This is a genomic window from Rhodoplanes sp. SY1, from assembly GCF_046000175.1.
Lineage (GTDB): Bacteria > Pseudomonadota > Alphaproteobacteria > Rhizobiales > Xanthobacteraceae > Rhodoplanes.
This window is the reverse complement of the sequence record NZ_JBEOMB010000025.1, coordinates 1-19,136: the sequence shown is the minus strand read 5'-3', so window position 1 is coordinate 19,136 and position 19,136 is coordinate 1. Positions and strand designations below refer to the sequence as shown.

The 19,136-nt window shown below is 71.2% G+C and carries 14 protein-coding genes; 4 read left to right on the top strand and 10 right to left on the bottom strand.

All coding sequences use genetic code 11. The features are described from left to right. Positions 1 to 19: 19 nt before the first annotated feature. Together trpE and ABTU92_RS08325 are read right to left on the bottom strand one after the other, a co-directional pair. Positions 20 to 1,537, bottom strand: coding sequence for an anthranilate synthase component I (gene trpE, locus ABTU92_RS08330; RefSeq protein WP_408089508.1), 1,518 nt, complete (start codon positions 1,535 to 1,537; stop codon positions 20 to 22). Positions 1,538 to 1,563: 26 nt separating this feature from the next. Next, positions 1,564 to 3,471, bottom strand: a complete 1,908-nt coding sequence (locus ABTU92_RS08325; protein ID WP_408089506.1) for a SurA N-terminal domain-containing protein — start codon at positions 3,469 to 3,471, stop codon at positions 1,564 to 1,566. Positions 3,472 to 3,816: 345 nt separating this feature from the next. Between ABTU92_RS08325 and tpiA the strand changes: the two genes are divergently transcribed. Then, on the top strand, positions 3,817 to 4,572 hold the full coding sequence (tpiA, locus tag ABTU92_RS08320; protein WP_408089504.1) for a triose-phosphate isomerase: 756 nt from the start codon (positions 3,817 to 3,819) through the stop codon (positions 4,570 to 4,572). Positions 4,573 to 4,582: 10 nt separating this feature from the next. On the opposite strand, the gene ABTU92_RS08315 is transcribed toward tpiA, so the two are convergent. Continuing rightward, positions 4,583 to 4,756 carry a hypothetical protein gene (locus ABTU92_RS08315; RefSeq protein WP_408089502.1) on the bottom strand — a complete coding sequence of 58 codons (174 nt, stop codon included), beginning with the start codon at positions 4,754 to 4,756 and terminating at the stop codon, positions 4,583 to 4,585. 117 nt (positions 4,757 to 4,873) lie between these two features. On the opposite strand from ABTU92_RS08315, the gene ABTU92_RS08310 reads away from it, so the two are divergent. Together ABTU92_RS08310 and ABTU92_RS08305 are read left to right on the top strand one after the other, a co-directional pair. Then, on the top strand, positions 4,874 to 5,176 hold the full coding sequence (locus tag ABTU92_RS08310) for a hypothetical protein (RefSeq protein WP_408089500.1): 303 nt from the start codon (positions 4,874 to 4,876) through the stop codon (positions 5,174 to 5,176). A 67-nt stretch (positions 5,177 to 5,243) separates the two neighbouring features. Beyond that, positions 5,244 to 6,143: an NAD(P)/FAD-dependent oxidoreductase gene (locus ABTU92_RS08305; RefSeq protein ID WP_408089498.1), complete on the top strand. Its 900-nt coding sequence runs from the start codon at positions 5,244 to 5,246 to the stop codon at positions 6,141 to 6,143. A 164-nt stretch (positions 6,144 to 6,307) separates the two neighbouring features. Here the strand turns inward: ABTU92_RS08305 and ABTU92_RS08300 are convergent, their stop codons facing one another. Then, positions 6,308 to 8,236 carry an FUSC family protein gene (locus ABTU92_RS08300; protein WP_408089496.1) on the bottom strand — a complete coding sequence of 643 codons (1,929 nt, stop codon included), beginning with the start codon at positions 8,234 to 8,236 and terminating at the stop codon, positions 6,308 to 6,310. A 330-nt stretch (positions 8,237 to 8,566) separates the two neighbouring features. On the opposite strand from ABTU92_RS08300, the gene ABTU92_RS08295 reads away from it, so the two are divergent. After that, complete coding sequence (locus ABTU92_RS08295) at positions 8,567 to 8,890, top strand: hypothetical protein (RefSeq protein ID WP_408089494.1); 324 nt, start codon at positions 8,567 to 8,569, stop codon at positions 8,888 to 8,890. A gap of 17 nt (positions 8,891 to 8,907) precedes the next feature. On the opposite strand, the gene ABTU92_RS08290 is transcribed toward ABTU92_RS08295, so the two are convergent. The 6 genes from ABTU92_RS08290 to ABTU92_RS08265 all read right to left on the bottom strand — a co-directional run. Continuing rightward, the gene (locus tag ABTU92_RS08290; RefSeq protein ID WP_408089492.1) at positions 8,908 to 9,213 is read right to left on the bottom strand and encodes a DUF433 domain-containing protein; all 306 of its coding nucleotides are present in this window, start codon (positions 9,211 to 9,213) and stop codon (positions 8,908 to 8,910) included. Between the two features lie 16 nt (positions 9,214 to 9,229). Next, positions 9,230 to 10,927, bottom strand: a complete 1,698-nt coding sequence (locus ABTU92_RS08285; protein WP_408089490.1) for a peptide chain release factor 3 — start codon at positions 10,925 to 10,927, stop codon at positions 9,230 to 9,232. 202 nt (positions 10,928 to 11,129) lie between these two features. Continuing rightward, a complete protein-coding gene (locus ABTU92_RS08280; protein ID WP_408089488.1) occupies positions 11,130 to 11,696 on the bottom strand; it encodes an invasion associated locus B family protein in 567 nt (188 codons plus the stop codon). Positions 11,697 to 11,717: 21 nt separating this feature from the next. Next, complete coding sequence (locus ABTU92_RS08275) at positions 11,718 to 13,595, bottom strand: ShlB/FhaC/HecB family hemolysin secretion/activation protein (RefSeq protein WP_408089486.1); 1,878 nt, start codon at positions 13,593 to 13,595, stop codon at positions 11,718 to 11,720. A gap of 116 nt (positions 13,596 to 13,711) precedes the next feature. Further along, the gene (locus ABTU92_RS08270; protein WP_408089484.1) at positions 13,712 to 18,730 is read right to left on the bottom strand and encodes a S8 family serine peptidase; all 5,019 of its coding nucleotides are present in this window, start codon (positions 18,728 to 18,730) and stop codon (positions 13,712 to 13,714) included. A gap of 238 nt (positions 18,731 to 18,968) precedes the next feature. Further along, positions 18,969 to 19,136: caspase family protein (locus tag ABTU92_RS08265; RefSeq protein ID WP_408089644.1), on the bottom strand; the 168-nt coding region annotated here is incomplete at its 5' end.

Below are 19,136 nucleotides of genomic sequence, written 5' to 3'. Positions count from 1 at the left end.
GCCGCCAATCTCTTCCCCGCTACTGCCCGCGCTTCGCCGCGCTGGCGAAGCGGCGGGCCTCCTCGGCGGCGCGGAACAAGGCCTTGGCCTTGTTGACGCATTCCTGCTGCTCGGCGGCCGGGTTCGAGTCCGCGACGATGCCGGCGCCGGCCTGGACATACATGGTGCCGTCCTTCACCAGCGCGGTGCGCAGCACGATGCACGAGTCCATCTCGCCGGCCGCCGAGAAGTAGCCGACGCAGCCGGCATAGAGGCCGCGCTTCTCCTTCTCCAGCTCGTCGATGATCTGCATGGCCCGCACCTTCGGCGCACCCGAGACCGTGCCGGCCGGGAATCCCGCCGCCAGGGCGTCGAGCGCGTCGTGCGAGGCGGCGAGCCGCCCCTCGACGTTCGAGACGATGTGCATCACCTGGCTGTAGCGCTCGATGAAGAACTGGTCCGTCACCGTCACGCTGCCGATCTCGGCGACCCGGCCGACATCGTTGCGGCCGAGGTCGAGCAGCATCAAGTGCTCGGCGCACTCCTTCGGGTCGGCGAGCAACTCCTCCTCCAGCGCCTTGTCCTCGTGCGGGGTGGCGCCCCGCGGTCGCGTCCCGGCGATCGGCCGGATCGTCACGGTGCTTTCGCGCACGCGGACGAGGATTTCCGGGCTGGAGCCGACCACGGCGTAGCCGCCGAGATCGACGAAGAACAGGAACGGCGCCGGATTCACGCGGCGCAGCGCGCGATAGAGCGCGAAGGGCGGCAGCGCGAACGGTGTGGAGAACCGCTGCGCCAGCACGACCTGGAAGATGTCGCCGGCCGCGATGTACTCCTTGGCCCGCCGCACCATCGCGGCGTACTCGTCCGGCGTGGTGTTGGAGACGGGCGCGGCGTCCGGCAGCTCGGCGACGGTCGACGCCTGCTCCTTGAGGAGCGGGCGGTCGAGCGCGTCGACCACGGCGGTGAGCCGCTCGACCGCCCGCGCATAGGCGAGGCGGGCCGGCACTGCGGGATCGGGCCGCACCGGCGTCACCACCGTGATGGTGTCCTTCACGGCGTCGAACACGATGACGATCGTCGGCCGCAGCAGCACGGCGTCCGGGATGCCGATCGGGTCGGGGTTGGCGGCCCCGATCTCCTCCATCTGCCGCACCATGTCGTAGCCGAGATAGCCGAAGACGCCGGCCGCCATCGGCGGCAGCGCGTCGGGCAGCACGATGCGGCTGTCGGCGATCAGCTTGCGCAGCGCCGCGAGCGGCGGCTCGGGGCAGGGCGTGATCGTGTCGGGACCCCCGTGCCCCGGTCGCGCGAGCTCGGCCTTGCCGTCGCGCACCCGGAAGACGAGGTCCGGATCGAGCCCGATGATCGAGTAGCGGCCGCGCACCGCGCCGCCTTCGACGGACTCCAGGAGGAAGCTCGCCGGCTTGCCGTCCGCCACCTTGATGAAGGCGGAGACCGGCGTCTCCAGGTCGGCCACCAGGGTCGTGGAGACGACCTGGGCGAGGCCGCGCCCATAGGCGTCGACGAAGGCGTCCGCCTGCGGTTCGATCTGCATGCTACGCCACGCTCGCGTCGGCCGTCTTACTGCTCGGCCGAGCCCCGTCCGACGGCCTGCGCCAGCGCCGTCTGGTTGATCTTCACGTTCAGCTCGTTCTGCAGCTGGGCGACGTACTGCGCCATCACGTCGTCCGCATAGGCGTTGCGGAGCTGCTCGACGAGCTTCTTGACGTCGGCACTGCCGGCGTCGAAGGGCGGCGGCTTGATGTCCGTCACCTTGAAGACGATGCGCTCGGTCGGGCCGGAGCCCGCCGCCGTGCCGACGCCGTCCTTCGGCGTCTTGAACACCAGCTCGACCACGTCGGTCGGCAACGGCCCGCGGGCGCGCCGCTTCAGCGCCGGGGCGGTCTCGACCTTGAGGCCGTCCTTGGTCGCGACCTCGGCGAACCAGCCGCCGGCCTTGAGCGCGTCGACCATCTGGTTGGCCTTGGCGGTCAGGCGCTTGCCGATCTCGTCGGTGCGCCAGCGCTCGGCGACCCGGTCCTTGACCTCGTCGAACGGCCGCTCGCGCGACGGCGTGATGCCGGCGACCTCGTACCACAGCGAGCCGCCGCCCGGGATCGACAGTGCCTCGTTCTCGAGGCCGACCTGGGTCGCGAAGGCGGGACCGAGCACGTCGACATTGGCGGGCAGCGTCACGGTCTGGCCGTCCGGCGTGCGGCCGGAGCGGTCGACCGCCTCGATGGTGCGCACCGGCAGCTTGAGCTTGGCGCCGATCTCGTCGAGGCGGCTGCCGGCGGCGAGCTCGTCCTCGACCTTGTCGCGCAGATCGTTGAGCGACGCGCGGGCGCGGTCGACCGCGAGGTCCTTCTTGATCTGCGCCTCGACCTCGGCGAACGGCTGGGTGTGGCCCGGCTCGATCTTGGTCACGCGCAGGATCGCGGTGGTGAAGCGGCCGGTGACCGGGGCGCTGATGCCGCCGTCGGGCAGGCCGAAGGCGGCCTCGGCGATCGCCGGGTCGAGCATGTCGGCCTTCGCCACCAGGCCGAGATCGAGATCGGCGGGGGCGACGTTGCGCTCGGCGGCGAGCGCCTCGAACGTGGTGCCGGCGGCGAGCTTCTCCTGCGCGGCCTTCGCCTCCTCGGGCGTCGGGAAGGCGATCTGCTGCACCTGCCGCTTCTCCGGCACGGTGAAGCGGGTCTGCGCCGCCTCGTAGGCTTGCTTGGCGTCGGCGTCGCTGACCTCGATGGTGCCGGCGATCTGCTCCGGCGTCAGCTCGAGCAGCATCACCTTGCGGTACTCGGGCGCGCGGAACAGGAACTTGCGCTGGTCGTAATAGGCCTGAAGCTCCTCCGGGGTCGGAACCGGGAGGTCGCCCGCCTGGGCGGCGCCGAGCACCACGTAGTCGACGAAGCGCTCCTCGTTCTCGTAGCGGGCCATCGCCTCGGCCGTCGTCACCGGCGCCGCGACGTCGCCGCCGATCGAGCCGGCGAGCTGGCGGCGCAGCGACATGCGGCGCTGTTCGGCGATGAAGCGCTGCTCGTTGTAGCCGGCCTGGCGGATCAGATAGGCGAAGCGCTGCTGGTCGAACTTCCCGTCGATGCCGCGGAACACCGGATCCTGCATGATCTGCCGCACCACCTCCTCGTCCGACACGGCGAGGCCGAGCTGGCGGGCGCGCTCGTCGAGCACGGCCTCGGCGATCAGCGTGGTGAGGATCTGGCGGTCGAGCCCGGCGGCGCGCGCCTGGTCGGGCGTGATCGGCCGGCCGATCTGGCGGCCGTACTGCTGCAGCCGGTCGTTGTAGGTCTGCCGGAACTGCTCGATGGTGATCTCGCTGTTGCCGATGGTCGCGACCGTCGACACGCCGAAGCCGCGGAAGATGTCGCCGATCCCCCAGATCGCGAAGCTGATGACCAGGAAGCCGACGACGGCCGCCATGACGATCTTGCCGAGCCAGTTGGATGAGGCTTTGCGGATTCCGCGGAGCATGAGTCCTGTTCGCAATGGTTGGGGGCGCCTTCACGCGACATCCGTGGGTCGGGTCGAGGAAGCGGGCCCCGTCGATCGGTCGCGCTGCCCGCCGGCCCGGCCGGCGGCGCGCGTGGGGGAACGCCGTCGCGGACGATCATCGTCGGCCGGTCGGCGGCGGCGCGCATCATAGGGGGGGCGCCGCACCCCCGCAACTTCGCCGAAAGGCCTGAGGCGCGACGGATTTTGTCGCACCGCCGGTACGATCGTGGCATAACCCGGGCGACCCTGAGAGGCCCCCGGTCGGGCCGGCCGGCGCGCGGCGCCGCGCCTTCGATTCGGGCCTTCGAGCATCGCGAGGACGAGATGGCGGCTGAGCGACGCCCGCTGGTGGCGGGCAACTGGAAGATGAACGGGCTGAAGGCCTCCCTGAACGAGATCAGCCTGATCTCGCAAGGGCTCGACGGGCTGTGGCGGACCACGGACATCCTGATCTGCCCGCCCGCCACCCTGATCTACACGGCGGCCGCGGTGGCGATCGGCACCAAGGTCGCGATCGGGGCGCAGGACTGCCACGCCGAGCCGTCGGGCGCCTTCACGGGCGACATCGCGGCCGAGATGCTGGCCGAGGCCGGGGCGACCGCCGTGATCGTCGGCCACTCGGAGCGCCGCACCTACCACAAGGAGAGCGACGCCGAGGTGCGCGCCAAGGCGCTGGCCGCCTGGCGGGCCGGGCTCGTCGCGATCGTCTGCATCGGCGAGACCAAGGACGAGCGCGTCGCCGGCAAGACGCTGGAGGTGCTCGGTGTCCAGCTCGCCGGCTCGCTGCCCGACGGGTCGACGGCGGCGAATCTCGTGGTCGCCTACGAGCCGGTCTGGGCGATCGGCACCGGCCTCACCCCGACCGTCGCCGACGTCGCCGAGGCGCACGGCTTCATCCGCGACCGCCTGGTGGCGCGCTTCGGCGCCGAGGGGGAGGGCGTGCGGGTCCTCTACGGCGGCTCGGTGAAGCCCTCCAACGCCGCCGAGTTGATGGCGGTCGCCAATGTCGACGGCGCCCTGGTCGGCGGCGCCAGCCTCAAGGCGACGGACTTCTTGGGGATCGCGGGGGCGTATCGCTGAGCGCGACCTGTCATTCCGGGGCGGCGCGCAGCGCCGAACCCGGAATCCAGCCCAGACTGTCGTGTTTGCCGCTGGATTCCGGGTTCGCGCCTTCGGCGCGCCCCGGAATGACCGCGTCATGAACGCCCTCACGGTGGCGGACGACGGCACGGCCCTGAAGCGACGCGTCGGAACGCCCGACCACGGCGCGACCCGCTCGGATTTCTTCTCCGCTTTTACCGGACCTTACGAATTCCGTGAGATGATTCGCCTCGGCCGCGACCCCGGCCGTTGCCCCGGCCTGCGGCGCCGGAGGCGTGCCATGAAGACCCCCGTGACCCCCGACCCCTTCTCTCGATTCCTCGACATCGCCGGACTCTCCTTCAGCGCCCAGGCCGTCATCGCGATGCGCACCATGACGCTCGCCCGCGGCGGTCCGGCCGCGTTCCGCGAGGCGCACCGCATGGTCGCCGAGAAGGTCGTCGCCGGCCTCGAGGCCGAGGCGGCGGCGATGCGCACGCTGCTGACCGGCGGCAGCTTCGACGACGCCGCCCAGCAGGCGCTCGTCCCGGTGCGCCGCTGCGTCGAGGACAACATCCGCCGCCTGTCCCGACCGCCGTACTGAGTTGCGTCGAACGCGCGTGCCCGTGCCGCGTTGGTCCGCAGCGAGGCGGGCGACGGGCGGTCCATCCATGACGGACGAGACGGCGGACTGCGTGATCGTCGGCGGCGGGCCGGCCGGGCTCACTGCGGCGATCTACCTGGCGCGCTTCCGCCGCCGCGTGGTGCTCTATGACGCCGGCGAAAGCCGCGCCGCGTGGATCCCCGAATCCCACAACTATCCGGGCTTCGCCGGCATCGCCGGCCCGGCGCTCCTGATGCGGCTGCGCGACCAGGCGGAGCGTTACGGCGCCGACCTGCGCCACGGCGAGGTCGAGCGGCTGGTGAAGCCGGACGGCCTGTTCGAGGCGTCCGTCGGGACCGCGGTGGTGCGGGCCCGCGCCGCCCTGATCGCCACCGGCATCGTCGACGAGAGCCCGGCGATGCCCGCCCTGCAGGCGCTGGTGAAGGCGGCGCGGGTGCGCTACTGCCCGGTCTGCGACGCCTACGAGGCGATCGACCAGACGATCGGCGTCGTCGGGCCGATCCGGCGCGCCACCGCGAAGGCGCTGTTCCTGCGCACCTTCAGCCGGTCCGTCGTGGTGCTGCCGCTCGACGACGAGCGGCTTCCGGAGAACGAGGCCCGCGAGGCCGCGGCGGCCGGCCTGACGATCGCGCCGGGGCCGATCGGCGACCTCGCGCCCGACGGCGACCGGATCGTCGCCACGGCGGCGGACGGCGCCCGCATCGGGCTCGACGTGCTCTATCCGGCGATGGGCGCGCAGGCGCGCTCCGATCTCGCCATTTCGCTCGGCGCCCATGCGACCGACGGCGGCTGCCTCACCGCGGACGGCAAGCAGCAGACCGCCGTGCCGCTTCTCTTCGCCGCCGGCGACGTGACGACCGACCTCCACCAGATCAGCGTCGCCACCGGCCACGCGGCCATCGCCGCGACCGCGATCCACAACGCCCTGGAGCGGAACTTCTGCTGAGCGGGATCAGCCGGCCGCGCTAGATCACCTCGCTGGTCATTCCGGGGCGGCGCGTAGCGCCGAACCCGGAATCCAGCCCGGATCCACGAGTTCGCCGCTGGATTCCGGGTTCGCGCCTCCGGCGCGCCCCGGAATGACCGAGAGCTGATCCATCGGAATCAGGATCAGCGGTCGGTGCCGAACCGGAACAGCGTCGCCCCGGCCCGTAGCGCGTCGGCGGCGGCGCCGGTGGCGCGGGCGAGGGCGGGATCGTCGGCGGTCGTCGCCAGCGGCTCCAGCCGGTCGGCGATGCCCGAAGGATCGTCGGAGAAGCCGGCGAGCGTCGTCAGCGCGCTCTCGGCGCGCGACCGCATCGCCGGCGTGCGCGTCTCGTCGCGGGCGAGCATCTGAAGATCCATCACGGCATGGCCGAGGTTTAGGGCCGCGAGCAGGCCCTGCGGGGCGGCGGCGCCGAGATCGCCGGCGCGGCGCAGATGCAGGAGGAGCCGCAGCATGCGGAGCGAGGCGTGCGGGTTCCAGCCGGCCCGCGCGCTCGGCGCGAAGCGGGCGATCATGGCCGCGATGTCGGAGCGGATGGAGCCCGCCGCCGCGGCGGCGTGGATCTCGGACTGGCGCGGCATCAGCAGATGCCCGCCGCTGGCGAGCCCCGCAGCGACCACCAGGGCGAGCGAGTCGATCAGCACGGTGCCGACCGCGGCGGTGCCCGGCAGGCCGGCCTGGCTCGCCAGCAGGAAGCACATGTTGAAGTCCATGGCCGGGATCGCGGTCCGCGGGCTCGCCCGCAGGAGCGCGCCGGCCACGATGAAGGGCAGCACCGAGAGCACGACGGCCGGCACGCTCGGCACCGTGGGCTGGACCGCGAGCCGATAGAGGATCGCGGCGAGCACGCCGGCCACCACGCCACCGAACAGCAGCGGCGCGATCTTCTGCGGCGCCGGCATCGAGCCGAGCACCATGGAGAAGATGCAGATGCCGAGTGCCGTCAGCTCGGCCGCCGGGAAGGCGGTCCACCAGCCGATCAGGCCGGCCGCGAAGGTGGCGGAGCCGGCGGCGAGCCCGGTGTCGCGGGCGAGGATCCAGTCGCGATAGGGCGCGAGATAGCGGGCCTTGGGACCGAACGAGGTGGCGTCGGCCGCCCCCGGCTCGGCGAACAGGGCGCGGCCGGCGGCGAGGATCTGGTCGAGCGCGGCGGCGATGCGAACGACCTCGGGCGGGCCTGCCGAGAGCTCTGGCCCGAGCGACAGCACGGCCGTGCCGCCCGGCGGCCCGCGCAGCACCGCAGCGACCGCGTGCAGCCGCTCCGCCAGCCCGGCCGGCAGCGTCTCGCCGCGGCGGACCCGGGCGCCAGCGCCGCGACCGGCCGCCATGATCTCGATCGCGCCCGACACCAGCGCGTTGACGTGGCGCAGCCGGCGATAGCCCTCGACCGAGCCGGCCGAGACCATCACGGCGAGCGCGTCGACGTCGGCGATCTCGGCCAGCGCGGCGCGCTCGTCGTCGGCCGACGGCCGTCCTGCCTGTCCCTCGATCGCAGTGGCGGCGAAGCTCACCGCCTCGGCCGCGAGCTTGCGGGCGCGCCGGTAGAAGGCGTCGCGGCGCGAGCCCGGCGTGATCAACCCCATCACCAGCGTGACGACCACGACGCCGATGAACGTGCATTCGACGCGGGCGACGGCGATCTCGGTGGCGTGCTGAGGCGCCAGCACCGACGGGAACACGACGACGGCGGCCGTCATGCCGACCATGAAGGTGCCGTAGGAATGCACGCCGCGCAGGATGTGGGTGAGCCCGGCCCCGATCGCGACCACGACGGCGAGCAGGGCGAGCTCCGCAACCGGCTGGCCGAGGCGCACGATGGCGAAGCCGAGCGCGGCGCCGAGCCCGGTGCCGACGAGACGGTAGAAGGCGCGCTCGATCAGCAGGCCGCGCGAGGCCTGCGCCACCACGAAGACCGGCATGGCGGCCCAGTAGGCGTTCTGGATGTGCAGGCTGGCGGCGATCGCGAAGGCGAGCCAGGCGGAGCCGGCGAGGCCGGCGGCATGGAGGAGGGCGGCGCGGTCGAGGCCCGACCAGCGTTTCAGGGTCGCGAGCATGAGGATCCGGGGGTGGCAGGCGGCGGCAATGCTGCACTGCGGCGCCGTTCTGCCCCGGACGGTGCCGCATGGCAACCCGCGGAGGCGGCAACTCCGGAGTGCTCGCCCGACCGCCGACGCCCTGGCCGCGCGGCAATGGAGGCTCGCGGTGGTGGACCGAGCGTCGGGTGCGCGGCTTATCCGGTATAAGGCGAGGTATTAAAAGGGATCTTTATTGCACAAAGAAGCGGCATTTTTTGGATTCGTCATGAAAAAGGGTTGAAGGTGGTTTTGAAAGACGTATCTCGAAGGAGGCATGGATTGCATGTCGTGATCAGAAGGCACTTTGAGATGACCATCACTGTCTCGCTCGAGGCGCTGATCGAGCTGTGCAGGCTGACGGATCGCCGTCCGCTGCTCGCCAGGGCACAGGCGAACACCGAGATGCCGAGCGATGTTCTGCTCAATCATTCAGTTGTTTACGCCCTGTGGCCCGACGCCGCCGAGCCGGCCGGCCACGGTCTCCTGATGGTCGAGGGCTTCGACCGCTACGTCCCGGGCGCCATGGAGAACGTCGGCGTGTTCATGTGCCGCGACCGCGCCGAGGCCGCCGCCTGGTTCGATCTCGCACATCCTGCCAAAACACCCGAGAAAGCCCAGGCACTCGCAGCGTAATAACTATATCCGCGCCGTCACGAGTGTCGTGAAAGAGGATCAAGAAAGCTTCGGCCGGCACGCTCGCGCAGGGCGTCCGCCGCGAACCGGAGGGCCTCCGTGATGTCCTCCGGCTCGAGATCCGGTAACGCGGCCAGGATCTCGGCGTGGCTCATGCCGTCGGCCAGCATGCCGACCACGGTCGCGGCCGGAATCCGGAGGCCTCGGATGCATGGGACGCCACCCATCTGGGCCGGATCGACGGTGTGCGCGTCGTCATGAGAGACCTCGCTGGCGACTGCATTGTCGCTCCGGTCGGGCTCGGCGGCAACTCGACCGGACAAGGGCACCCCTCGCGCCTCACTTCCCCTTCTGGGTCTCCTTCACGTCCGTGAAGGTGATGCCGGGGGCGCGGTCGCGGGTGTAGCCGAGATAGAACTCGTTGCGGGCCAGGTAGACGAGGTCGCCGTCGAGGTCCTCGGCGATGCCGGAGCGGTTCGCCGCCACGAAGGTGTCGAACGCCGTCTTGTCGTCCGACGCGATCCAGCGGGCCAGCTGGAACTCGGCCGGCTCGAACTCGACCGGCAGGCCGTACTCGGCGGCGAGCCGGGCCTTCAGCACGTCGAGCTGCAGCGGGCCGACGACGCCGACCAGCGCCGGCGACCCGTCGGTCGGGCGGAACACCTGGACGACGCCTTCCTCTGCCAGTTCTTGCAGGGCTTGCTTCAGCTTCTTGGCCTTCATCGCATCGGAAAGACGGACTCTCCGGAGGATTTCAGGAGCGAAGCTCGGCACGCCGACGAAGGTGATGTCGCGGCCCTCGGTGAGCGTGTCGCCGATGCGCAGCGTGCCGTGGTTCGGGATGCCGACCACGTCACCGGCGAAGGCTTCGTCGGCGAGCGAGCGGTCCTGGGCGAAGAAGAAGTGCGGCGTCGACAGCGTCACCGGCTTACCGGTGCGCACCAGCTTCGCCTTCATGCCGCGGGTGAGCTTGCCCGAGCACAGGCGCGCGAAGGCGATGCGGTCGCGGTGGTTCGGATCCATGTTCGCCTGGATCTTGAACACGAAGGCCGACATGCGCGGGTCGGCGGCGTCGATCGGCCCGGCGTCCGAGTTCTGCGCCCGCGGGGGCGGGGCGAAGCGGTGCAGGCCGTCGAGCAGGTCGCGGACGCCGAAGTTCTTCAGCGCGCTGCCGAAATAGACCGGGGTGAGGTGGCCCTCGAGGAACGCGGCGAGGTCGAAGCGCGGGCACGCCTCGGTGACCAGCTCCATCTCGGCCGCGATCGCGTCGGCGTCGAGCGTCGCGTTGAGGGCGGCGATCTCGGCCATCGTCATCGCCGCGGGCGGACCGGAGTCGTCCTTGGCGTCGAGGAGCCGCACGCCGCCGCGCTCGATGTCGAAGGTGCCGACGAAGTCGCGGCCGCGGCCGATCGGCCAGGTCATCGGCGTGGTGTCGAGCGCCAGCGTCTTCTCGATCTCGTCGAGGATCTCGAAGGGATCGCGGCTCTCGCGGTCCATCTTGTTGATGAAGGTGACGATCGGGATGTCGCGCAGCCGGCACACCTCGAACAGTTTTCGGGTGCGCGCCTCGATGCCTTTCGCCGCGTCGATCACCATGACGGCCGAGTCCACGGCCGTCAGGGTCCGGTAGGTGTCCTCGGAAAAGTCCTCGTGGCCGGGGGTGTCGAGGAGATTGAAGACGCGGTCGCGGTAGTCGAACGTCATCACCGAGGTGACGACCGAGATGCCGCGCTCGCGCTCGATCGACATCCAGTCCGAGCGGGTGTCGCGCCGGTTCTTCTTGGCCTTGACCTCGCCGGCTAGGTTGATGGCGCCGCCGAACAGCAGGAGCTTCTCGGTTAGCGTCGTCTTGCCGGCGTCCGGATGCGAGATGATGGCGAAGGTGCGCCGGCGCTCGACCTCGCCCGCCAGCGGCGAGGCGGCGGCGGTTACGGCGGCGGCTGCCGGGGCCGCGGCGGTCACGGCGTCGGACAGGGCGGACGAATCGGCGGCGGGCTCGGCGAGGGCCGGGTCCGGGTCACGAAGCGGCTGGGTCATGCCGCGCCATGTGGCAGGGAATTGGCGCAGGGGCAAGGGGTACGAGCCTCTCCCCGCTTGCGGGGAGAGGTCGACGCGCGCAGCGCGGCGGGTCCACGACGCAGAGACTCGCGGCGGCGCCCCCCCACCCGGACTTCGCGCCTGCGGCGCGAACCCCGACCTCTCCCGGCACGCGGGGAGTGGTGAGCCGGGCGGTGAGTCTCTACTGCTTCGCCAGCGCGTCGATCGCCTGGGAAAAGCCCTTGAACGACACCGGGATGCCGACGTCGCGCTGGATCGCGTCCTTGTATTCGAGGCGGCCCGGCTCGGCCCGCGCCTTCAGGCGGCGCAGGAGGTCGTCGGGGATGTCGGCGTCGGCGAAGCAGCCGCCCGGCACGCAGCGCTTGAAGCCGAGCGCGATCGGTGCCTGCTTGTCGTCCAGCAGGAGGCGGGGCGCGGTGGCGAGCCAGACGTTCACGGGGATCTGCGCGACCAGCTTGTGCGGCCCGGTCTTGCCGGCGCGGCCGATGGCGATCTGCGACACCGGGCCGGCCTGCCCCTGCTGCTGCTGGGCCTGGAACACCTCGCAGGTCTTCTGCTGGGCGCCGGGCGGCGTCTCGCAGCGCACCGTCCAATCCTCGTAGGTGGCCGTGGTGCGGGTCGGCGCGCCGCTGCTCGGCGAATTCTGCGTCGGAGCCTGGGCGAGAGCAGGCGAGGCGGCCAAAACGGCCGTGACGGTCGCCATGGTGACGAGCGACGAGGCGAGGCTGAGCAGGGGGCTGCGGGGCATCGGTCCTTCCAGGGAGCAGGGTCAGTAGGTGGCGGTCACGCGCGCATGGATGCGCCAGGTGCCGGCCGGGGTGTGGGGGCCGTCCAGCAGCGCGTAGCCGGCCGCGATGTTGGCCCGGAACGGGCCGACCGTGTCGTCGATGCCGGCGCCGACCGAGGCGAGCGTCGTCTCGTGCCCGAAGAAGATGTCGCGGCCCCAGCCGACGTCGGAGAACACGTAGGGCACCAGCTTGTCGTTCAGCCCTTTGATCTTGAGCGCCTCGCCGAACGAGTAGCCCGGCAGGAAGAGCGTGTTGCGCGAGATCACGGCCTGGTCGACGGTGCGGTCCTCGGTCATGTAGCCGCGCACCGTGAAGGCGCCGCCGAGCGAGATGCGCTCGGTGTCGGGCAGCGGCTCGCCGGAGATCAGGGCGAACAGCTCGTTGGTCAGCACGAAGTCCTTGGGCAGGGGCGTCGTGTGGACATAGGCGAGCGTACCGTAGGCGTAGTGGATGTCGTCGACGCGGCCGTTGGTGAACACCTGCCAGGCCGCCGAGGTGTTGCCCGGCAGCATGTGGCCCGGATTGACCTTCAGCCGGACGTCGAGGTCGTTGACGCCCCACGGGTCGCGGAAGCGGCCGGCCCAGCCGCCGACCATCTGGAACACGTCGGTCGAGAAGTCGGCGATCGGAATGCCGACGAAGAACAATTCGCGGGTCTGGTGCTTGGTCTCGACGCCGAGCAGCAGGTCGCCGAACGCCCACGGCAGGACGTTCTGCACGGCACTGCGGTGGAGCGCCGTGAGCTCGGTCGTGCGGGTGCGGTAGCGCAGGAAGAGGTTCGGCTCCTCGTTGCTCTGCACGTAGTTGGCGATCAGCTCGAGGCTCGACCGCGGCCACAGCGGCACGATCGCGCGGCCGGCGTGGCTCTGGTACTTGGCCGTCTCGGGATCGTTGATCGGGTGGCCGTCCTCGACCCAGAAGTCGCGACTGCCGGTCGCCTGGTAGGAGGCGAGGACGTCGCCGGGCAGCCCGACATTGGTGCCGACGAACCAGCGGTCGCGGCTGGTGTAGAGCGTGCCGGTGTTGGCGTAGCCGGCATAGACCTGCCAGGGGCGGGCCTGCTCGGTGGTGCGCAGGCTCAGATCCGCCTCGGCGAGGTCGCGGCCGGGGCCGAACACCGCCTCGACCCGGCGGAACGGGTTGCGGTTCAGCCAGTCGAGGTCGGTCTCGAGGTGGCGGCTGTCGATCGCCGCGCCCGGCGTCACCCGCACCCGGGTGCGGATGTGGTCGTGGCCGGTGCGCTCCGCCCCCGTCACCGTGACGCGGCCGGTCTTGTACTCGATCACCCGCACCTGGAGGGTGCCGCCGGTGATCTCCTGCGGCGGGATCGTCACCGAGACGAAGGCGCGGCCGGCGTCCTTGTAGACGGCCGAGATGGTCTTCTGCACCTCGGCGATCGACTTGCGGCTGATCGGCTTGCCGAGCAGGGCGGAGAGGCGGGTGCGCAAGCCCGCCGGATCGATCGCCGGGATGCGCTCGACCTCGACGCCCTTGCGATTGGGGGCGGCGAGCGGCTGGTCCTTGGCGCCGAGGAGGACGATGCCCGAGAGGGTGGCGCCGAGCGGCGTGTCGTCCTCGCCCTTGAGGAGGTCGGGGGTGATGTAGCCGACGGCGGGCGCCGTCCCGCGCGGCGGGGCGGGCGGCAGGTTGCGTTCGACGAACTGGGCGGCGGCCGGCGTGGCCGCGGCGAGGACCGCGAGGCCGGCGGCCGAAAAGCCGCTGGTCGCCAGGCCGGCGCCCGGCAGGACGCGCGCGACACCGCCCGGCCGCCCGGCCGGGTGTCGTCGCGACGGCGGCCGCGCGGTCCCCCGCGACGGCTCGATCGCCGGCCAGACGCCGGCTCGCGTTCCAGTCCCCATTCCCGCCTGCCCTTACGCGACAACAATTTTTGTTAGATGAGGCCGAGGTTTATTCTCGGGCCTTGAAGTCTCTCGTCAAGTCGCCACCGCGCGGACGCGGCGGGTCTCGGGCCGCCTCAGCGCAGCGGCATCGCCGGCATCACGCCCGGCCGCAACGGCGGCGGGGCGATCTGCGAGGTCGCTGCCGGCGCGACGCCGGCGAGCGAGCGGATCGGATCGATCAGGCCGGCGCCGACCTGCACGTCCTTGCCGGGTCCGAGCGGCTTGGCCGTGCGCGTGAGAATGCCGCGGACGTCGGCCGGCGTCAGGCTCGGCCGCGCCTCGATCAGCAGGGCCGCGACGCCGCTGACATGGGCGGCGGCGACCGAGGTGCCCGTGGTGAGCTGGTAGGCGCCCTCGGGCGAGGGCACCAGCACGTCGACGCCGGGCGCCGCGACCGCGATGTGCTTGCCGCGATTGGCCTGGACGAAGGGCTTGTCGTCGTTGTCGGTCGCCGAGACGGCGATGACGTTCGGGTCGGCGGCCGGATAGAGCGGCGGCGACTTCGGCCCGGCATTGCCGGCCGCGGCGACCAGCACGATGCCCTTCTTGCTGGCCGCCTCGAGCAGCCGCTCGGTCATCAGGTCGCGCGGGCCGGCGAAGCTCATGTTGATGATGCGCGGGTTCTTGGCGATCGCCCAGTCGAGCCCCTTCATCACCTGGGTCGTGGTCGCCTCGGCGCTCTTGTCGTTCTCCGAGAAGGCCCGCACGGCGAGGAGCCGGATGCCCGGCGCGACGCCGAGCAGCCGGGTGCGCGACGCGATGGCGCCGGCCATGCCGGTGCCGTGGGTGTGCGGCCGGCTCGGTGCGCCCGTCGCGTCGAAGTGCTCGACCGGGACGCCCTGCAGGTCGGGGTGGCGCAGGTCGATCTCGGAGTCGATCACCGCCACGGTCACGTTGGCGCCGCGGACGCGCTTGTGGACGGCGCCGAGGCCGAGCTTCTGGATGACGTACTGGGCCGGGTCGCCGGTCGGCAGGGTGGTGCGGGCGGCGAGGTCGCTGGCGAGATCGCTCGACCCGGAGGCGGCCGTCTCGGGGCCGCCGGGGTTCGGCGGGATCGAGCCGGTGCCGGTGTCGGCGGCCGGGTCGCTCGCCGGCGTGCCGGTCGCGGGCGCGCCGGCCGGGACCCCCGCTTGCGCCAGGTTGTAGACGTAGTTCGGCTGCGCCGAGGAGACGATGCGGTTCTGCTCGAGCTGGCGGATCAGGGCGCGGATGTCCTGACCCGCCTTCATCTGGAACGTGTAGACGGTGCGGCCGGTGAGCCCGATCGTCTCGGTCGCGGCGATGTCGACGCCGAGCGCGCGAGCGATCGCCTCGACCTGGCTGCGCGACACGCTGGCCGGGATCTGCAGCACGATCTCGTTGGGGATGAACCGGGTCTCGCCGATCGGCGGCACGCCGCTCATCTGCTGCTCGCTCGGGGTCCGGTCGAGCCCGGGGCCGGGGGGCGGTCCGCCGCCCGGATTGTTGCCGCCGGGGCCGCCGGCGCCGCGGTTGCCGCGGCCGCCGCCCGCGCCGTTGCCGCCGGTCGTCGTCGGCGGGGCCGGCGGCGTGATGTTGGTCTGGTTCGGATCGGGCGGGCCGAGGACCGTGTTGGTCGGGTTGAGCGACACTAGGCTGACGAGCAGGCCGGGGTCGTAGATCTGGGGCGGGGTCGGGTCGGTGCCGGGACCGGGATTGTAGGTCGGGCCGCCGAAGATGAACGGGTAGGACTGCCCGGGGACCGAGCTCCACACGTCCGGATCGAAGCCGGCCGGCAGGCCGGAGGTGAGCTGCGCCGTGGTCAGCCCGGTGCCGGCCGCGCTGCTGCTCTGGCCGCTGGTCTGGGTGTCCCAGTAGGAGGCGACGACCGTGCCGGTGACGGTGGAGTAGAGCGGCGGATCGTAGGACACTTGCGCTTGGTTGACGCCGACCAGGCCCCCCACGATGCCGCCCGAACCCGTCGTCACGGCGCCGGTCGCGTAGGTCTGCTCCACATAGCCCGCATTGATGCCGATCAGGCCGCCGGCGATCGCCGTGCCGGTGCCGGTGACGGCTCCGGTCGCGTAGGATTGGTAGACGATGGCGTCGTCCCAGGTGCTGCTCGGAACATTCGCCCCGATCAGCCCGCCGATCGCGGTGCCGCTGTCGCCCGAGACAGCGCCGCTGGCGAAGGACTGCAGCACGGCGCCTTCGTTGTAGCCGACCAGACCGCCGGCCGTTCCGCCGACGCCGGTGGTCGCGGCCGCGCCGCCGGCGGACACTCGGTAGAGCACGCCGTCGGTGTGGTTCAAGCCGACGGCACCGCCGACATCGCTGCCGGTGCCGCCCGACACGCCGCCGGAGGCGGCCGAGAACGCGAGCAGCCCGACATTCTCGCCGATCAGCCCGCCGACCGAGCTGTCGGCACCGCCGATGACCGAGCCGGTGGCCGACGAGGAGACGACCGCGCCGTGGTTATCGCCGATCAGGCCACCGACGATCGAGTTGGCGCCGGCCGAGACGGTGCCGGTGGCGATCGATCCATAGATTGTCCCGGTCCCGCCGTAGGGGAAGGCGCCGTAATAGGCGTCGTAGTAGCTGTAGAAGTAGCTGTAGTAGGAGCCGTAATACGGGCTGTAGCTGAAGTAATAGGAGTCGTCGGCATTATAGCCGACCAGTCCGCCGACCGTGGAGTGGTCGCCGCCGGTGACGTCGCCTGCGGCGCCGCTGTAGAGGATCGAGCCTTCGTTCTTGCCGACGAGACCGCCATAGATGCCATACGACGCGTTCGGGCCTGCCGTGACGTTGCCGAAGGCGAAGGAGGCGTAGATGTCGCCGCTGCCGGCATTGGAGCCGACGAGGCCGCCGAGCCAAGCCTCCCCGTCGGTCGTCACGTCGACATCGGCGACGGCCCCGATGATCAGGCCGTAGTTCCTGCCGACGAGGCCACCGGCCCGAACGTTGTCGTAGGCGCCGCCGTCGACCTTGCCGGTCACCAGCACATTCTGGATGAGGCCGAAGTTTTCCTCGGCCAGGACGCCGATCGAGGCCCCGTAATAGCCGGCGGCGATCTCCGCCTCGGCCACGACGAGATTGCGGACGATTCCGTACGATCCGATCGACCGGAAGAGGCCGCTGCTCGAGGTGTGCTTGCCGAGATTGGAGATCGTCCGGTTCGCGCCGATACCGCCCCAGCCGTCGAACACTCCATTGAAGGTCACCGGGACACCCGCGAAATACGTCGCGTCGATGTCGCGGCCGAGCGCGTAGGTGCCCGAGGGATTGTCCTCGATGGCGGCCAGATCGGCGACGCTGTTCACCAGCATGTAGCTGGTGAGGGTGGCGTTCGACCCGACATTCACGGCAGAGGTGAAGCCGGCGAGTTCGATGGTGGAGGTGTAGCTGCTCGGGTTGAAGTAGATGGACACCGAGCCGGTGCTGTTTGCGAAGTCGACCGCGGTCCCGGTCAGCGGAAACACCACGGTGCCGATGCCGGTGCCGGTGTTGTCGGCGCGCAGAATCAATTTTCCAGCGCCCGTGTTGGTGATCACGGCGCCGGACTGGAACACGATGTTCCGGTAAGCGCTCAGCGTCAGCGTCGCGCTGGTGCTCCAGGCGATGTTCGTCGCGACCGTGATGTCGCCATAACCGCCGGTTCCGCTCTGCGTGGTTTCCTGAATTACGTTCGTGCCGGCGTTCAGGGCCGTGACGATGGCGCCGACATTGTTCGTGTCGATGATCAGATCGTCCGGATCCAAGAGCCACGTGCCGCCCTGGCCGGCGTTGATCGAGGCGCCGGCGAAGTTCAGGGTCTTGCCCGAGGTCTCGATGAAGCCGCCGGCCGTGGTGCCGACCGCCGAGATCGTGCCGGCGACCGTGGTCGTGCCTTCCGACCACACCACGATGTTGCCGCCCGCGCCCGCGGTGCCGTCGGCCCGGATGGTCGCGCCGCTCTCGATCGTCACCTGGTCGGCGTTGCGCACCGGCGTGTCGGAGTACTTGATCGTGCCGCGGCCGCCGGCGCGGTCGCCGCCGACCAGCACGGTGCCGCCCGCGGTGCCGGAGGCGTCGAGGAGCGCGCCGGCCGCGAGCGTCACCGTGCCGCCCGTCACCACGATGCGGCCGCCCGCCGCGCCGTCGCCGGTCGCGTCGAGGTGGCCGGCGATCGAGACGGCGTCGGCCTCGATCAGGATGTCGCCGCCCCGGCTGGTCGACCCGGTGACGCCGGCCGTCGTCGTGGTCGTCGGGGCACGGCGCGCCACCATGCGCTGGGTCGCCGTGACCGTGCCGCCCTGGGCGGTGAGGAAGATGCGGCCGCCTTTGTTGGCGATGCCGGTCGCCTTGATGACGCCGTCGGTGTTGCCGGCGAGCGCGTAGACGTTGCCGCCGTTGGCGCGCAGCTCGACGTCGGCGGCCCGGATGGTGCCGCGGTTGATCACCTTGCCGTCGCCGCCCGGCGCCCGGACATGGACCTTGCCGTTGCCGAGGCTGCCGTCGGAGAGCACCACCTCGCGGCCCGAGGCCATGGCGGCGGTGCCCTGCGGCGCCTCGATGACGCCGTCGTTCTGCACGGTGCGGGCGATCAGCACGACGTCGCCTGTCGACGAGCCGATGCGGCCGAGATTGACCACGGCGGCGGTCGACGTCCCGTCGAACGTCATGGTGCCGCGGGCCAGGAACTCCGAGTCCTTCACGTCGAGCGTCGAGGCGACGAAGCTGCCGCCGGTCTGGACGACGCCGTTCGGCCCGACCGCGATGCCGGCCGGGTTCACCAGGAACACGCTGCCGGTGCCGGTCAAAAGCCCGTCGATCGAGGAGGGGACGTTGCCGGTGACCCGGTTGAGCGTCGCGCCGGAGCCGTTGTTGAAATTGACCGTGCCGCCGGTGCCGATCGAGAAGGTCGACCAGTGGACGATGCCGGTCGGGCTCGTCTGGTTGATCACCAGGGTGGAGCCGTTCGGCTGGGTGATGCCGACCGTGCCGCTGGTGACGGTGCCGCCGGTCGGCAGCGCCTGCGCGAGCGCCCGGTCGGGCGTGCCGACGGCGGCGAGCAGCGCGATGCCGACGAGCGCGGCTTCGATCAGCGCGACGCCGAGCAGCGCGTGGAACGGGCCTAGGCGGAGGCGTCGGCTCATGCGGTCTTCCTGACGTCCATGGTCGGCGGTGAGGGCGCCCGCCCCGGCCTCCCCGGGCGCCTTCGGTCCGGGAAAGTAGCAGACACGACTTTGGCGGAACAAGGAAACGGGTGAAGAACTGGTTAACACCCCGCGCGAATCCCCCGCCGCGTGGCGGAATTGCCGCATCGTTGCTGCACTGCAACGATTCGGCACGCGACAGGGGAAGTCCTGCGCCCGCGGATGGTCGAAACCGTCGTCAACGGGCCAGCACCACGTCGCCCATCAGCGAGGAATGGTCCCACGGAAGCTGGCGGTGCCGGGTGGCCTGGTAGACATCGGCCCGCACCCGCTTCATCAGTGCCCCGATCTCCAGCCCGGGGGTGGCGATGTGCTTGAGGAGGGCGGCCGTGAACGGGCTGTTGCG

What these genes read in the sequence shown, in the direction of transcription:
- ABTU92_RS08270 (WP_408089484.1), bottom strand. Translation starts at nt 18,730, where the DNA reads ATGAGCCGACGCCTCCGCCTAGGCCCGTTCCACGCGCTGCTCGGCGTC.
- ABTU92_RS08285 (WP_408089490.1), bottom strand. Translation starts at nt 10,927, where the DNA reads ATGACCCAGCCGCTTCGTGACCCGGACCCGGCCCTCGCCGAGCCCGCC.
- ABTU92_RS08305 (WP_408089498.1), top strand. Translation starts at nt 5,244, where the DNA reads ATGACGGACGAGACGGCGGACTGCGTGATCGTCGGCGGCGGGCCGGCC.
- ABTU92_RS08295 (WP_408089494.1), top strand. Translation starts at nt 8,567, where the DNA reads ATGACCATCACTGTCTCGCTCGAGGCGCTGATCGAGCTGTGCAGGCTG.
- ABTU92_RS08310 (WP_408089500.1), top strand. Translation starts at nt 4,874, where the DNA reads ATGAAGACCCCCGTGACCCCCGACCCCTTCTCTCGATTCCTCGACATC.
- tpiA (WP_408089504.1), top strand. Translation starts at nt 3,817, where the DNA reads ATGGCGGCTGAGCGACGCCCGCTGGTGGCGGGCAACTGGAAGATGAAC.
- ABTU92_RS08280 (WP_408089488.1), bottom strand. Translation starts at nt 11,696, where the DNA reads ATGCCCCGCAGCCCCCTGCTCAGCCTCGCCTCGTCGCTCGTCACCATG.
- ABTU92_RS08275 (WP_408089486.1), bottom strand. Translation starts at nt 13,595, where the DNA reads ATGGGGACTGGAACGCGAGCCGGCGTCTGGCCGGCGATCGAGCCGTCG.
- trpE (WP_408089508.1), bottom strand. Translation starts at nt 1,537, where the DNA reads ATGCAGATCGAACCGCAGGCGGACGCCTTCGTCGACGCCTATGGGCGC.
- ABTU92_RS08325 (WP_408089506.1), bottom strand. Translation starts at nt 3,471, where the DNA reads ATGCTCCGCGGAATCCGCAAAGCCTCATCCAACTGGCTCGGCAAGATC.
- ABTU92_RS08300 (WP_408089496.1), bottom strand. Translation starts at nt 8,236, where the DNA reads ATGCTCGCGACCCTGAAACGCTGGTCGGGCCTCGACCGCGCCGCCCTC.